Consider the following 14,503-nt stretch of genomic DNA (forward strand, 5'->3'; position numbering starts at 1 on the left):
CCTCCTATTAAAGTCACGTTTAGTCAAAGAAGTTATCAAACATATGCTTGAACTTATAGCCAAACCCGTTTTCTTCGCTGGAAGCCTGCTTTTTCTTTGGCTCATCAGCACGGTTAGTTTTCTTTGATTTCTTGACTGGCTTTTGTTCTGGCCGAGAATTGCCTTTTGGCGAAGTGTCTTGTTTTTGTTGTCTTAACTTAGCAGAACCCAACGTTTGTTTAACGATCAGATCGATCTCGCTTTGTTTGGTTGCATATTCCACCAGACCGATCACCTGTGTAAACGAAGGGATCCTTAAATTAATTTCTTGCGGAATATAAACTTTGACTTGCACCTGGAAAATTTCTTCAGCTAGTTCAGCTATCCCAGGTAAAGCAGCCATCCCGCCTGTCAAAACGATCCCCCCAGGTAATTGAAAGGCATTGATCTGTTCTAATGTGTTTGCCAGTTTTTCAAAAATCTGCCTTAAACGTGCTTCAATGATCTCTGACAAATACTCTTCGGTAACTTTTTCAGGCTCTTGACGTCCAACAACTTGAACAGGGAATGACTCATCTTCAGAGGCTAGAGAAGAAATGGCATAGCCATAATTTCTTTTTAACATCTCTGCGTTTTCAATTGAAGTATTCAAAACTACGGAAATATCACGAGTTACGTAGTCTCCACCTTCTTGGTCAAGATAAGAATACTTCAACTTATGATCATGAACTACCGCAGCAGTTGTTTTTCCGCCGCCTAAATCAACCACGATCGCACCAAAATCTTGCTCACCATCGTTTAGAGCAACTTGCGACAAAGCAATTGGTGCCACAACAATATCAGAAACAGTTAACCCTGCGCGTTCAACACATTTCTTCGTGTTATGTAAGATCGTTTTCGGTCCGGTATACATGACCCCCTGCATTTCCATCCGGACGCCGACCATTCCACGCGGATCTTTGATCCCATCGAAACCATCAACGGTAAATTCGTCAGCGACAACATCGATCACACTACGCTCCGGCGGCAAGTTTTGTACTAAAGCTGCCAGAGTGACTTTACGAACGTCATCTTCGGTGATCTCTTTGGCACCGCCATCTTCTTCACTAACAGCGATCATCCCCCGGCATTGCTCGATCTGTAGCATATTAGCCGGTATCCCCACAGTGACATCTGAAATATCAATGTTTGCTCGTTGTTCAGCTTGTTTAACAGCGTCTTTAATGGAAGCAACTACTTGGTCAATATCAACTATTACCCCACGATTTAAACCAACTGAACCAGTATTTCCATATCCGATAATGTTGAGCTGATTTTTTACAAACTCTGCTATGATAACTTTGATAGATGTTGTCCCAATGTCTAAACCGACGAATATATCAGAATTATTCATCATTCAGCCCCCTAGTTTTTCTTAATATTTTATATCACAAAAAGCTTATTAAAGAGATTCTACCATAGAAATGGCTTTAATTACCATGATTCTGCGAACAAATCAACAAATTTCTCACTTTTTATTATAAGGGTACGAATACGCCCCCACCTCTAAATCAACTATACCAGAACTATCCATATTTGCTGCAATATTAGGATAATATTTCATCTTTTTCATAAGAGTAGTCGACTTAGCGATCACTTGATTACCATCATTCATATACAACTTGATCCTTTGCGGGTCGACCTTTGTCGGTGCAGCATGTATCTCGGAGATCCCTTTTCTTATTTCAGGCGATAATTTACCGAATTGACGCGCTGTTTGTACTAATAGACCCCTAGTATTAAAAGAATAGAAAACCGGATAATTACCAGTTACCTTGTCTAATTTTTTTGTAGATACAGAGCCAACCGCCGTGATGCGATAATGATCAGTACCTCTTTTTAAGTACCCAACCATGGGATATTCTTGAGATTTGATAATTATCTTACTACCCTTATATGAAATATCAACATTTTTAACCGACGCTACATCTTTTTTTATTTTTTTAGCGATCTGATCAGTTCGCGGCCAAACACCAAACAGGGACTCATAGTATCTTAGATCAGAAGCTTCTAGGATCTCATCTTTACTCTCAGGATAAGAACTATCTACTTTGACAGACATCACCCTACTAAAAGGTAATATAAAGTATAAGGTTATAAGCGTGACAGTCAAAAAGGCTGTCAATAACACTTTTGCATGCTTTTTTAACCGTTGAGTACGTTTCTTTTTCATTTTTGGCAAATTTCTGTCATACTCAGGTCTCAATTTCGTTTTTTTGTTTTTCGCTTTCAAACGCTGTTGTCTTCGTTGCTGTTCTTGTTCCCAGGGAGTTAACGGAGCGGAAGAGCGTTTTATTTTTTTGTTTTTTTGCCACTTGAATACCACACTCTCCTCCTCCTCTCACTGATCGAACTAACAACACAAGAGTGGCTATTTGTCGGCTGAAATATTTTTACTTACTAATACTATCCAAAACCTCTAATAATTTATCAGCTGCATCTGGCACACCCGCTCTTTTTGCGTTTTCTGCCATCCATACCCGTAAATTGTCATCGGTCATTAACTCATTTACTTCTTTATAAAAAGCTTCTGGAGTTAGTTCTTCTTCTTTTAACAATTTAGCTGCCCTTTGATCAACTAAGCTCAAAGCATTTTTTGTTTGATGATCATTTGTCACATACGGGCTAGGAACTAAGATACTTGGTATCCCGATCGCCGTGATCTCTGCTAAACTTGTTGCGCCGGCCCGGCCAAGGATCGCATCTATATCAGGCAAGATCAGCGGCATGTTGGGTATATACGGCTGAATGACAAAATTACTTGGCACATTTTGCGCCTCAGGTCGTTGCATTAGTTTATCATAATGGACGCGTCCTGTAACAAAAAGGATCTGATATTTACTATCTTTAAACATTTGCGCTGCCGCTAACGCTGTTTGGTTGATCTTTTCTGCCCCACGCGAACCGCCAAAAACCAACAAAGTCGGTCGAGTAGATCTGAGTCCATACTTTTCCAGCATTTGGTTTGGCTGGATCCCGACAACTTGCTGTGCACGGGGATTACCAGTAAAAACAACCTTTTCTGTCGGAAAATCCTTTTTTACGTCTGCAAAACAAATACCGATCTTATCAACATACCGGCTTAAAAATTTATTTGTGACACCGGAAACACTATTTTGTTCGTGGATCAAAGTTGGTATACCTAATTTAGACGCTGCATATACGACCGATCCACAAACATAACCACCGGTACCGACAACAACATCCGGTTTCAAATCACGAATAATTTTTTTTGAATCCTGGACACCTTTTAAGAAAAGATAAATAGTCTTAAAGTTTTCGAGGCTCAAAGAACGTTTAAACCCCTGGATCTGAATCGTTGCAAATGGTATATTCGCATCAGGAACTATTTTACTTTCAAGTCCTCTATTAGTTCCAACGTACAGCACTTCCGCATCTGGTTCCCTTTTTTTCAGTGCTTCGATCAATGCCAAAGCTGGATAGATATGTCCACCAGTTCCGCCACCAGATATTAATAACCGCATACTTTAATCCTCCGTCTGTTTGATCAACTTTTCTACTGCTTCGATGTATTTATCACCACGCACCTCAAATGTCGGCCACTGATCCCAACTTGCACAAGCTGGGGACAGTAGTATCACATCACCTGGTCTGCTAAACTTAAAGGCCTGTGGGACAGCTGTTGCTGCATCTCGTGCAAAATCTATTTGTTCGATGCCGGCCTCTTTGCCAATATCCGCTATTTGTTTGGCAGTTTCACCAAAAACTATTAAAGCATGAACATGTTTTTTTAAAGCATTTAATAATGGTTTAAATGACAAGCCGCGATCTAAACCACCAGCTAATAAAACAACTGGTTTTTCAAATCCCTCCAGCGCCTTCTCAGTAGCTTCTATATTAGTTGCCTTAGAATCATTATAAAAAACTCGATCTTTAAAGGAAGTTAAATATTGAGTGCGGTGTTTAACACCGGAAAATGTCTTCAACACCTCTACAATATGCGTGGACGTTTGTCCCAAAAGCTTAGCAACAGCGATAGCCGCTAAAGCATTTTCAACATTATGTTCGCCTGGGATCTTGATCTGATCAGCAGAGATGATCTGCTCATTTTTATAATAAAGTTGCCCATCAGAAAGATATGTTCCTTCTTTTGTCGTTCCTGCGGGTGAAAATGGCACGATAGTGGCCTTAGAAAGCCTACTTGCTTCCCTTGCTTCTTTGTTATCCCAATTAACAATGAAGTAATCTGCGGGCGTTTGATTCTTAGTAATATTGAGCTTAGCCTGGATATATTTTTCATGTGTGCCGTGAAAGTCTGTATGTGCTTCATAAATGTTTGTCAGCACGGCTATATGCGGATGGAACTTAGTTATACCATTGAGTTGGAAACTCGATAATTCGGTGACGATCTCATCATCTTTTGTTGCATTTTGTGCGACCAATGAAACCGAGGTGCCAATATTACCTGCTGTATAGACTTTGTGAAAACGTGGGAGCTTCTCTAACATCAAAGAAATCAAAGTCGTAGTGGTCGTTTTACCATTAGTTCCAGTTACCCCCAGCAACGGAGCATCAGACACTTCGAAAGCTAACTCCGGCTCAGTGATCACTGGTATCTTCCTTGTGAGTGCTTCTTTAACTAATGGATTACTATACGGGATCCCAGGATTTTTGACCAGTAACTGACAATTGTCCAAGAGTTCCAAAGGATGGCTCCCTGTTACAACCTGAACCCCCATTTGGGTCAACTTATTGACTAAGCTTGGGTCTGTGGGAACATTCTTATCATTGACAGTCACATTGGCTGCCAACTTGCATAATAACATAGCTGCATTTGAGCCACTCGTCCCTAATCCTAAAACCAATACATTTTTATTTTTGTAATCCTTGATACTTTTCATTTCTCTGACTCCCTTAATTCACTCATTTTCTTGACGTAAAATAATCACATTTTTAAACAGATAAGCCCATTTTCGCGTACAGTCAGTGAAAAATTTTAATTAACGGCTAAACCCTACAAAATGACCCATAGGGACACAATAGCCATGACTAGCCCAACTATCCAAAACACCAGAGCGATCTTCCATTCACTCCAGCCACTTAATTCAAAATGATGGTGTAAAGGGCTCATCTTAAAGATCCTTTTTCCAGTAGTTTTAAATGAAATGACCTGTAAGATAACACTGGCTGTTTCGACAACAAAAATCAACCCGACAAACAATAGAGAAAGCTCGTGATGAAGCAAGATCGAAACAGCACCTAATGCTCCACCCAAAGCTAAAGAACCCATATCCCCCATAAATATTTTAGCCGGTTTTTTATTAAATAAGAAGAAGCCGCAAAGTGCCCCAATGACTGCCAAACAAAAAAGTAGCACATCATTTTGGCTTTGCCTATACGCAATGATCGCATAGGCGCCAAAAGCTATTATGGCCTGGCCGGCAACTAATCCATCGATACCGTCCGTCAGATTTACTGCGTTTGAAAAACCGATCAGCCAAAACAATACGAATAACGCATAGATCCATGCAAAATTCATATGCCAGCCAAGGATATTTAGTGTAAATGGCAGCCCCTCGAGCTGATAAACTACTAAGAAAATAACTCCTCCGGCGATCTGACCTAACAACTTTTGCCACGCTTTTAAGCCTTCATTTTGTTTCTTAAGTAATTTAATAGAATCATCGAAAAATCCTAATGACCCATACAAAGCTAAAATAAAGTCTAAAATTAAGATCTGTGGGCTCAATTCACGCATTATCAAAGGAACAACAATGGCTGTCACTACGATTACTACATCAAAAACTAAACCTCCCATAGTGGGCGTTCCAGACTTCTTTTCGTGCCATTTTGGTCCCTCTTCACGGATCATTTGACCAGCATTTTTTTCATGAGCATAATTTATAAAAAATGGGGTAAAAATAATCGTTAAGATAAAACTACATAAGACTGTTCCAAGCACTGCTAAAAAATTCATCCAAGCAACTCCTTCATATTTCGCATATTTAATGTTCTCGTAAATTGACTTTTAGAGATTTGACACCAGTCAGATCTCGCCCGGCAGTCAAGCTTTGTTTGAATGCATAGCCCGAACCAGACAATTTAATTTTTAAGCCGACCATTTGGCCAAAGTTAACAATATCTGCTTGTGACCAACCTGTCAGATCCGGCATAGTCAAATTTCCATCGGTCAATAAAACAACACGTTCACCCTTGATGACTTTGGCACCAGCTTCTTGAGACTGTTGTTTGACCTTGCTGCCTTTACCGACCACTTCAGCTTTCAACCCTTGTTTTTGCAGTCTTTCTACCGCACTGTCAACATCTGTATTTTTAAAGTCCATAATTTTTTGAGTCGCAACTTGAGAACCATTAGCATCATCATCTAAAGTGCGTTGCATTAAGGGGTTAAATATAGTTGAGAGTGCCTTAGTAGCAGTCTTGTCTTGTCCATAACTCTTGGGACGTTCCATCGTCACATATAAAATATATTTAGGGTTATTAGCAGGTGCGATCCCTGCGACGGAAAATATGTGATTAGTATCACCGCTCATATAGCCACTGCCATTTTTGTTTGCGATCTCTGCCGTCCCTGTTTTAACTGCAACTGGATATTTTTTTAATTTATAGTCTTTACCAGTTCCATTTTCATCTGTAACAACTCGTTGCATCAAATTTAGGACTTTTTGACTAGTCGCCTTCTTGATAGGATGACCGACAGTGGTCGGTTTTGATCTATAAACAGTCTTATTGGTATTAGGATCTTTGATCTCAGATATCATCCGCGGCTTGATCATTTTTCCTCCATTAGCGATCGCTGAAAAACCTTGCATCATTTGAAAAGCAGTCACATCGATCCCTTGCCCATACGATGTATTTGCCTGGTCTATCCCATATTTATAACTGATCGAACCAGCCGACTCGTCACCTAACCCGGCATGAGTACTTTTAAGGAAGCCAAATCTCCCTAAATACTGTCTCCACTTTTTAGCACCCATCTTCTGCTCTAAATGAGCCATACCCACGTTAGACGATCGAATAAAGGCTTGCTGATAATTGATCATGCCCCAACCGTCTCTATTCCAATCATAAATTTTCTGATTATTTATCTCATAGTTGCCGGAGTGGAAATAAGCATCACCATCGAAATTACCACTATTAATAGCGGCCGCTGTAGTAAAGATCTTCATAGTAGAGCCAGGTTCATAAGCATCTTCCAGCAAAGTATTTCGCCAAATGGCGTTGATCCCGGCCCTCGTCTGTGGATTAAAAGTCGGTCGTTGAGTTGCGGCAATAACTTCGCCAGACTTGGCATTCATCAACATTGCACGAATGCCTTGAGGATGATATTTACCCTGTGCTTGATCAGTTAAGCTCTCCAAATAATTCTGTAAACGTTGGTCAATGGTCGTATAGATATTGTCACCATTTTTGACTTTGCGTGTTTTACCGCTTCTTCCTGGAATGTCTGTCCCTCGACTATCAAAAGAAGACTCTTTAACACCATCCGTGCCTTTTAAGCGTTTATCAAACTGTTTTTCGAGCCCCATCACACCTACTAAGCGCCCTTCGGTGTTTTCCGCTAAACCAACTAAATGCGAAGCAAACTTACCGTTAGGATATAAACGTGATTGTGAGGGGATAAATTTGATCCCAGGTATCTTGGCATTTGAAATGGCTTTCTTTGTTTCTAAAGAAATATTTTTACCCGCATTACCAAGCTCGACTTGATAAAGGTCTTTATTCTTCGGATTAATAACGCTCCACACTTTTTTATAATCTATATGCAGCTTTTTACTTAAAAGGGTCGCTGCTTGCCGTTTTTTTGAATCAGGAAGATAGTTAATCTTTCCGTTGTAAGTAGCCTTTTTAGATAAAACAATATATATCGAATATGTAGTTGTATCCTCGGCTATTGGCTGATCACTTGAATCATAAATCGTCCCTCGTTTTGCTGGCTTCCTAGTTTCAGCATCATATAATTTTGCAACTTTCTTTTGTAGATCTTGGCCATCAGCCTTGTGAAAAACTGAGATATAAAAAAAACGACCAGTAAAAAGGATAAAAATTGCAATGACCGCAAAGAAGATAAGTCTTCCAAAGTACTTGCGGTTATATTTTAGACCCTTCTTGTTCACCGATCGCTTTTGTTTATTATTCATTTTGAAACATTCCTTGTATTTTGTTCATTCATTGACAAACCGGCTTTCTTAGCAACTGCATCTAAACGTGACCGACTTGTTAACTCTCCTACTTCTTGTTTGGTATTCGCATTTTTGGATTGCATATTAGAGATCCGTGTATTAACTTTCTGCAAGTCCACTTGTGACGAATTAAGGTTTATCGCAGAAGCAATCACCAAACAAGCAAGAATGCTTATCCAAACAGAGATTAATACTACCATAATTTTTTCAATTTTTAAATAAAAGACATTCTTCGAGCGACGTTCAGAATTTTTTTGTTTTGTATGTAACGGTTGTGAAATTGGGTCTGATGTTATTTGTCTAGCTGTATTTTGTGCCATTTGGATCACATCCTTCAAGTTTTTATTATTTATTTGATTTTTTCAATGACGCGCAACTTTGCGGAATGCGCACGATGATTTCTTTCAAGTTCTTGCTTCAATGGTACGATCGGTTTTTTCGTGACCAATTTAAAATTTGGCTGCATTTCATCCGGAATGACCGGTAATCCAGGCGGTAGGTCAGAAATACTAGATTTTTCTTTAAAGAGGCCTTTAACTAAACGATCCTCTAAAGACTGAAATGTGATCACACTTATTCTGCCGCCAGGCAACAATAAATCTAAAGCCTGTTCCAACGACTCTTCCAACGCGCCAAGCTCATCATTAACAGCGATCCGCAATGCTTGAAAGACTTTTTTGGCAGGGTGGCCGCCATGCCTCCGTGCTTTTGCTGGAATACCTTGCTTGACCAGTTCCACTAGCTGTCCAGTCGTTGCTATTCTTTGCTCATTTCTCTTTGTTTCGATCCGGCGTGCGATCGACTTAGCATATTTTTCTTCACCATATCTAAAGAAGATCCTGACCAACTCTTGATATGACCAGTCATTGACTATCTCTGCTGCCGTCAATGACTGGTCTTGGTCCATTCGCATATCAAGCGGTGCATCTTGTCGATAACTAAAACCGCGTGAAGCAACATCAAACTGTGGCGAAGAAACTCCAAGATCATACACAATGCCGTCAACGCCATTAACTCCATGTTCTTTTAAAGCTGCTGCTAATTCACGAAAATTTTTTTGCACCAAAGTTAACTGACCAGTTTCAATATAAGAAGCCAAATTCGTTCGGTTATAAGTGATCGCTGTTGCATCCTGGTCAAAAGAAAATAATTTCCCACTTGACCCAAGCTCAGATAACAAACGTTGGGAATGACCCCCACCACCTAAAGTGCAGTCAACATAATACCCTTTCGCTTTGACTTGTAAATTTTCAATTGCTTCATTTAAAAGAACTGTTTCATGTGTGAATTCTGCCATAATAGCTCCTTGCAATAAACCATGGATACAACTACTAACTAAAAACCAAGTTACAAGCCGAAATCGATCATGTTTTCCGCAATATCATCAAAATTCTCTTCTGCAGACTCTGAAAAGTCCTGCCAACGATCCTCTGACCATATTTCAAAGCGATTAGAGACCCCAACGATCACACATTTCTTATCGACCCCTGCATGAGTTCGCAACGATTGCGGAATATTGATCCGACCTTGTTTATCAAACTCACTTTCTGTAGCTGCCGAATAGAAAAAACGTACAAAAGCACGGGCATCTCTTTTAGTTAGTGGAAGTTGTTTTAGTTTCTCTTCAAGGATCTGCCATTCATCCATGGGATAACCAAACAAACAACCATCTAGACCACGTGTGAGCACACATTTACCGGCTAGTTCCTCTCTGAATTTAGCAGGAATGATCAAGCGTCCTTTTGTGTCTACTGAGTGCTTATATTCTCCCATGAACATTGGCGTCACCTCCCCAATCAACTTGTTATTTTAAATGTTACCACATATCCCCACTTTTAACCACTAAATGTCCTTAAAAAACCACTAAAAAACGTTGATAGGTTAGGAAATTGTATATTCAAACTAGTGTTCCCATACAAAGTATTAAAAAAACTGGTCACCAAATTTAAACGGCAACCAGTTTTGAAAGAATGTACGTATGTTACTTGTAATTTTTTATCAAACAAACTCCTGAATGATGTCTATGACTAAAAAGGCGAAAAAAGACACCAAGGCTATAATATCGGCAACCCTAACGTATCTCACGAAAAAAGCACGGTAAATAATATCACCTTCCAGAAAAGCATATATCAGAGTCATAGCGATCCCAAAAAGAGCCATAGCAAAAATCAAAAATGGCAAAATAGAAAGCCCCATCAATGACTGAGATATAAAATGGATCCCAACGATCAAAAGTGGTAGATCGAGGTCTAAAGTTTTAAGGAACGTTATTCTTTTTTTCAGTAATGTTTTTTTTACCCCGATCATTAAACCATTCCATATCAAGATTGCTACTAACCAAAAAAGCCAACTCTTAAACATTGCAATTTCCTCCGTAAATAACTGAACGACAAGTATCTTTGAAATATTTTAACATTTGATCCGCCCTGCTTTGTCCCCACTTTAAAAACGTGCCTCTGTTTTGGCAATCAAACGTTTCATGAATATCGTAGGCCATAACTAGCGCGGCTTGAAATTATAGTTGAATTTCGAGAGTAACGTTCTTTTAAACGAAACATTTCATTCCTATTGCAAATTTCATCATCTTTACTATAATATCTAATTATAAGGTTTGACAGTGACTTTCATAAAAATGTAACATAGACTTAAAAATTAAGGGTGGTTTATTTGCGTAAAAAGAAAGAACGTTCTACTTTCCAAAAAATAACTATGGCCGTAGTCTGGGTCATGCTTATTTTCATGGTAGGATCAGTGATCCTAGGCTCTATTGGCCCACTTCTCGGCTCATGAAAACAGACTATGTCTTACAAGGTGTTTTACACCTTGTTTTTTTATTGCCAAAATTGATCATAAAATCTGCCTACTTTTCGGCGATATTGTTGTGGATAATTTTTTAAAGAATCTGCATGCTTAGTATTTGGCGTGATCCACAACCGCTTTTTGCCCTGTGTTGCCTTATAGTTGTTGTACACCATCGAGGTCGGCACGAATGAATCTTCTTGCCCATGGATAAAAAAGACTGGCAATCTATTTTTGTGCAGTCCCTTGAGCGAACTAGCTTCTTTAAAATTATGTCCTACTCTGAAACGTGCTACTAAAAGGCTCAAAGTGATCAAAGGCTCTTTGGGCATGTCGAACTGGTCTTTTAACTGGTATGTCAATTCATTTTCAACAGTATCATAACCACAATCTTCCACTATTGCTTTGACCTGATGTGGTAATTTCAAACCACTCATCATCATCACAGTCGCCCCGCCCATGCTGACACCAAATAAGCCAATTTGTGAACCTGGTCCTTTTTTTGCAAGTACTTTCTTTGTCCAATTCAGATAGTCATGACTATCAGGATAGCCAAACGTTACGTAACGTCCCTTGCTTTCACCACTACCCCTGTCGTCAGGTGCTAAAACATTGTAGCCCTTATCATGAAACATTTTAATATATGACGCCATCGTGAAATGGCTCCCCTGATAACCATGTGCAACAACAATTGTTTTTTTGGTTGCTTTTGCTGCCGGATAATAAAAAGCTACTAATTTCTGTTTAGTATCTTTAGCCTTCATATCCCATCTTGAAACGTCAGTCTGTTTTTTTAGCCAGCGTTGATCCTTTTTTTCTTGTCCCTTAGACGCCAGCTGCTTTTCTGTACGATAAGGATTATCAAATGCATATGTAACTAAGTAGTTCGCAGCATAACCCAGAACCCCACCGATCACTACTACAAAAAACACCAGTAGACTTATAATTATCTTTTTCTTTTTTGACATAGTTCTTTCCATTTCTAAAATTTTTTCCTAAATAAACTAGTTAAAATACGTGCTCCTTTAGCACGAAGATTTAGCTTTCATCTAAAGAGCACGTGATTTATTTTTATAAAATTGGTGACAGCAGACGCGAAAAATATTGTTTGAACTTCAACCACCGAGATTGCTGAGCAAAATACTGAGAAGTGAGCCTTGTACAGTTATCCAAATCTCGAACAAAAATATCTGTCAATTCAATAGTCAGTTTCCGATCATAACAAAAAGCATTAACTTCAAAATTCAATTTAAAGCTTCTAAAATCAAGGTTTGCTGAACCCACAGAGCACATTTGACCGTCGACGACCATCGTCTTAGCGTGCATAAACCCGTTATCATATTTATAAATCTCAATATTCTTATCTAAAAGCTCACGCGCATAATATTCCGTAGCACGATAGACAAATGCATGATCAGGTTTGGAAGGGATCATTATCTTCACCTTAACTCCTGAAAGTGCCGCAACGCCCAAAGCTTCCATCACAGAATCATCTGGGATAAGATACGGTGTTTGAATGTAAATATAATCATGTGCGTTACTGATCAGTTTTAAATATCCTAGCTTAATAGCTTCAGTTTCGTTGTCTGGTCCCGAAGAAACGACTTGGATACCAGTTGTCCCTTCTCCTCTTTGAAGTGGGAAGTATCTGTCCGCATATTCTATCGGGGCAGACTCTGAAGAATTTTTAACAGTCGCATTCCAATCCATAAAAAACTGTGATTGTAAAGCAACTGCAGCATTCCCAACCACTCGTAAATGCGTATCTCGCCAGTAACCAAATTTCTCCAAGCGTCCCAAATACTGATCACCAATATTAAAACCGCCAATATAACCAATCATACCATCGATAACGATGATTTTTCTGTGGTCCCGGTAGTTTAATCGCGGACTATGAAAGTAAGACTTTTTTGAGCCGAAGAAAGGCTCAGCCTGTCCACCTAACTCTTCCAGAGACTTAAAAAATTGCCGGCTCTGACCACGAGAACCCATGCTATCATATATAACACGAACAGTGACTCCTCTTTTTTGAGCCGCTTTTAAAGCATCTAAGACTTGGTGCCCTATTACATCACTATAAAACGTGTAATATTCAATATGTATATGATCTTTGGCGTTGCTTATGTCATCAAATAATTTAGCAAATTTCTTTTTCCCATCAGTATAGACTTTAACCTCATTACTATCAGTAAATATCGCTTGATCTGCATCAAGAAAAAGACGCGCAGTCTGTTGAGCCTCATTAGTCAAAACATCATAAGGAAGAAGTTCTTTTTCGCTCCACTGCTCTTTTTGTAAAGAAACCAGCTGGTTGATCCCGAGTTTTTCTTGCACTTTAATATCAAAGATCCGCTCTTTAGAAATCTTCTTTCCGGCAAACAAATAAATCAAAAAACCAATACCTGGAAGCAAATTTAAAACTAATAGCCAGGCCCAGGTTGCCGCAATATCCCTTTTTTCTTTGAAAACTGTCACGATGGCAAAAAGAGTATTCACAAAAAACACTATAAATATAATAGAAAAGATCAGACCCACCAAAATTCACCACCATGTTCAAATTAGATACAAAAGAATTATAGCAAAGAAGGCAGTCACTGTATATAAATATCGACAGTAAAACTTTGAACCTTTAAAAAGCTTCAAACCCTTTGTAAGTAAACACTATTTACGCAATCAAAAAGGCCATTACTGGCCCCAATTGTTAAGATTTTTATTTATCCCTTTTAAACCAAGCACCGATCCTACTGAAAAATCCACCCTTTGCAGGCTCTTTCAACGACATTAGAGGAACAGTCTCACCTTCCATGCGCCGCGCGATGTCTCGATAACCTTGGGCAGCCGGATTTTTTTCATATAAAACGATCGGTTCACCCTTATTTGATGTTGCAATAACTTCGTCTTCATCAAAGACGATCCCTAAAAGTTCGATCGAAAGATGCCTTGTGATCTCATCGACATCCATCATATTCCCCTCGTTCACCATATTCTTACGGATCCTATTAATGACAAGCATTGGCGGCTTATCCAAGTCCTGTTGTTCCAATAAGCCAACTACCCGATCAGCATCCCGGACTGCAGAGATCTCTGGTGTCGAAACAACTATTGCTTCGTCTGCTCCTGCAACAGCATTCATAAACCCTTGCTCGATCCCGGCTGGGCAATCCAAAAAAACATAATCAAATTCACTCTTTAACTCATCAACGATCTCGATAGTCTGTTCAGGTGTTAGAGACGTTTTATCAGCATTTTGAGCAGCAGGTAGCAAAAATAACTTATCATTGAACCTTTTATCTTTGATCAAAGCTTGCGGGAGCTTAGCCCGTCCCTCAGTGACATCCACAATATCATAAATTATTCTATTATCTAAACCGAGTACAACATCTAAATTACGTAAGCCGATATCTAAGTCGACCAAACACACCTTTTTGTCCATCAAGGCTAGTGCAGTTCCTAGATTCGCCGACGTCGTTGTTTTACCAACACCGCCTTTACCAGACGTAATAACAACTGCTTTTCCCATT

The 14,503-nt window shown here is 39.3% G+C and carries 14 protein-coding genes; 1 reads left to right on the top strand and 13 read right to left on the bottom strand.

What is annotated here, in order from left to right; genetic code table 11:
- Positions 1-19 precede the first annotated feature (19 nt).
- From ftsA to AC3XNE_RS10695, 10 genes are all read right to left on the bottom strand, one after another.
- A complete protein-coding gene (gene ftsA / locus AC3XNE_RS10650; protein WP_489832050.1) occupies positions 20-1,372 on the bottom strand; it encodes a cell division protein FtsA in 1,353 nt (450 codons plus the stop codon).
- Between the two features lie 114 nt (positions 1,373-1,486).
- The gene (locus AC3XNE_RS10655; RefSeq protein WP_489832051.1) at positions 1,487-2,344 is read right to left on the bottom strand and encodes a cell division protein FtsQ/DivIB; all 858 of its coding nucleotides are present in this window, start codon (positions 2,342-2,344) and stop codon (positions 1,487-1,489) included.
- Positions 2,345-2,411: 67 nt separating this feature from the next.
- Complete coding sequence (murG, locus tag AC3XNE_RS10660) at positions 2,412-3,503, bottom strand: undecaprenyldiphospho-muramoylpentapeptide beta-N-acetylglucosaminyltransferase (RefSeq protein ID WP_489832052.1); 1,092 nt, start codon at positions 3,501-3,503, stop codon at positions 2,412-2,414.
- Between the two features lie 3 nt (positions 3,504-3,506).
- On the bottom strand, positions 3,507-4,880 hold the full coding sequence (gene murD, locus AC3XNE_RS10665; RefSeq protein WP_489832053.1) for a UDP-N-acetylmuramoyl-L-alanine--D-glutamate ligase: 1,374 nt from the start codon (positions 4,878-4,880) through the stop codon (positions 3,507-3,509).
- A 113-nt stretch (positions 4,881-4,993) separates the two neighbouring features.
- Positions 4,994-5,956, bottom strand: a complete 963-nt coding sequence (gene mraY / locus AC3XNE_RS10670) for a phospho-N-acetylmuramoyl-pentapeptide-transferase (protein WP_489832054.1) — start codon at positions 5,954-5,956, stop codon at positions 4,994-4,996.
- Between the two features lie 28 nt (positions 5,957-5,984).
- Positions 5,985-8,141, bottom strand: a complete 2,157-nt coding sequence (locus tag AC3XNE_RS10675; protein ID WP_489832055.1) for a penicillin-binding transpeptidase domain-containing protein — start codon at positions 8,139-8,141, stop codon at positions 5,985-5,987.
- Complete coding sequence (gene ftsL / locus AC3XNE_RS10680; RefSeq protein ID WP_489832056.1) at positions 8,138-8,503, bottom strand: cell division protein FtsL; 366 nt, start codon at positions 8,501-8,503, stop codon at positions 8,138-8,140. Before ftsL ends, AC3XNE_RS10675 begins: the two co-directional genes overlap by 4 nt.
- A 29-nt stretch (positions 8,504-8,532) precedes the next feature.
- On the bottom strand, positions 8,533-9,480 hold the full coding sequence (rsmH, locus tag AC3XNE_RS10685; RefSeq protein WP_489832057.1) for a 16S rRNA (cytosine(1402)-N(4))-methyltransferase RsmH: 948 nt from the start codon (positions 9,478-9,480) through the stop codon (positions 8,533-8,535).
- Between the two features lie 50 nt (positions 9,481-9,530).
- A complete protein-coding gene (gene mraZ, locus AC3XNE_RS10690) occupies positions 9,531-9,962 on the bottom strand; it encodes a division/cell wall cluster transcriptional repressor MraZ (protein WP_489832058.1) in 432 nt (143 codons plus the stop codon).
- Between the two features lie 219 nt (positions 9,963-10,181).
- The gene (locus AC3XNE_RS10695; protein ID WP_489832059.1) at positions 10,182-10,544 is read right to left on the bottom strand and encodes a DUF3397 family protein; all 363 of its coding nucleotides are present in this window, start codon (positions 10,542-10,544) and stop codon (positions 10,182-10,184) included.
- Positions 10,545-10,850: 306 nt separating this feature from the next.
- On the opposite strand from AC3XNE_RS10695, the gene AC3XNE_RS10700 reads away from it, so the two are divergent.
- Positions 10,851-10,973 carry a DUF4044 domain-containing protein gene (locus AC3XNE_RS10700; protein ID WP_489832060.1) on the top strand — a complete coding sequence of 41 codons (123 nt, stop codon included), beginning with the start codon at positions 10,851-10,853 and terminating at the stop codon, positions 10,971-10,973.
- 41 nt (positions 10,974-11,014) lie between these two features.
- Here AC3XNE_RS10700 and AC3XNE_RS10705 read toward each other — a convergent pair whose 3' ends face one another.
- From AC3XNE_RS10705 to minD, 3 genes are all read right to left on the bottom strand, one after another.
- On the bottom strand, positions 11,015-11,950 hold the full coding sequence (locus tag AC3XNE_RS10705; RefSeq protein WP_489833411.1) for an alpha/beta hydrolase: 936 nt from the start codon (positions 11,948-11,950) through the stop codon (positions 11,015-11,017).
- Positions 11,951-12,053: 103 nt separating this feature from the next.
- A complete protein-coding gene (gene cls, locus AC3XNE_RS10710) occupies positions 12,054-13,517 on the bottom strand; it encodes a cardiolipin synthase (RefSeq protein ID WP_489833412.1) in 1,464 nt (487 codons plus the stop codon).
- Between the two features lie 175 nt (positions 13,518-13,692).
- Complete coding sequence (gene minD, locus AC3XNE_RS10715) at positions 13,693-14,502, bottom strand: septum site-determining protein MinD (RefSeq protein ID WP_489832061.1); 810 nt, start codon at positions 14,500-14,502, stop codon at positions 13,693-13,695.
- Position 14,503 lies beyond the last annotated feature (1 nt).

It is taken from the genome of Ligilactobacillus sp. JN-6 (Y).1, assembly GCF_058111525.1.

What these genes read in the sequence shown, in the direction of transcription:
- ftsA (WP_489832050.1), bottom strand. Translation starts at nt 1,372, where the DNA reads ATGAATAATTCTGATATATTCGTCGGTTTAGACATTGGGACAACATCT.
- rsmH (WP_489832057.1), bottom strand. Translation starts at nt 9,480, where the DNA reads ATGGCAGAATTCACACATGAAACAGTTCTTTTAAATGAAGCAATTGAA.
- minD (WP_489832061.1), bottom strand. Translation starts at nt 14,502, where the DNA reads ATGGGAAAAGCAGTTGTTATTACGTCTGGTAAAGGCGGTGTTGGTAAA.
- mraZ (WP_489832058.1), bottom strand. Translation starts at nt 9,962, where the DNA reads ATGTTCATGGGAGAATATAAGCACTCAGTAGACACAAAAGGACGCTTG.
- mraY (WP_489832054.1), bottom strand. Translation starts at nt 5,956, where the DNA reads ATGAATTTTTTAGCAGTGCTTGGAACAGTCTTATGTAGTTTTATCTTA.
- AC3XNE_RS10695 (WP_489832059.1), bottom strand. Translation starts at nt 10,544, where the DNA reads ATGTTTAAGAGTTGGCTTTTTTGGTTAGTAGCAATCTTGATATGGAAT.
- ftsL (WP_489832056.1), bottom strand. Translation starts at nt 8,503, where the DNA reads ATGGCACAAAATACAGCTAGACAAATAACATCAGACCCAATTTCACAA.
- AC3XNE_RS10675 (WP_489832055.1), bottom strand. Translation starts at nt 8,141, where the DNA reads ATGAATAATAAACAAAAGCGATCGGTGAACAAGAAGGGTCTAAAATAT.
- murG (WP_489832052.1), bottom strand. Translation starts at nt 3,503, where the DNA reads ATGCGGTTATTAATATCTGGTGGCGGAACTGGTGGACATATCTATCCA.
- murD (WP_489832053.1), bottom strand. Translation starts at nt 4,880, where the DNA reads ATGAAAAGTATCAAGGATTACAAAAATAAAAATGTATTGGTTTTAGGA.
- AC3XNE_RS10705 (WP_489833411.1), bottom strand. Translation starts at nt 11,950, where the DNA reads ATGTCAAAAAAGAAAAAGATAATTATAAGTCTACTGGTGTTTTTTGTA.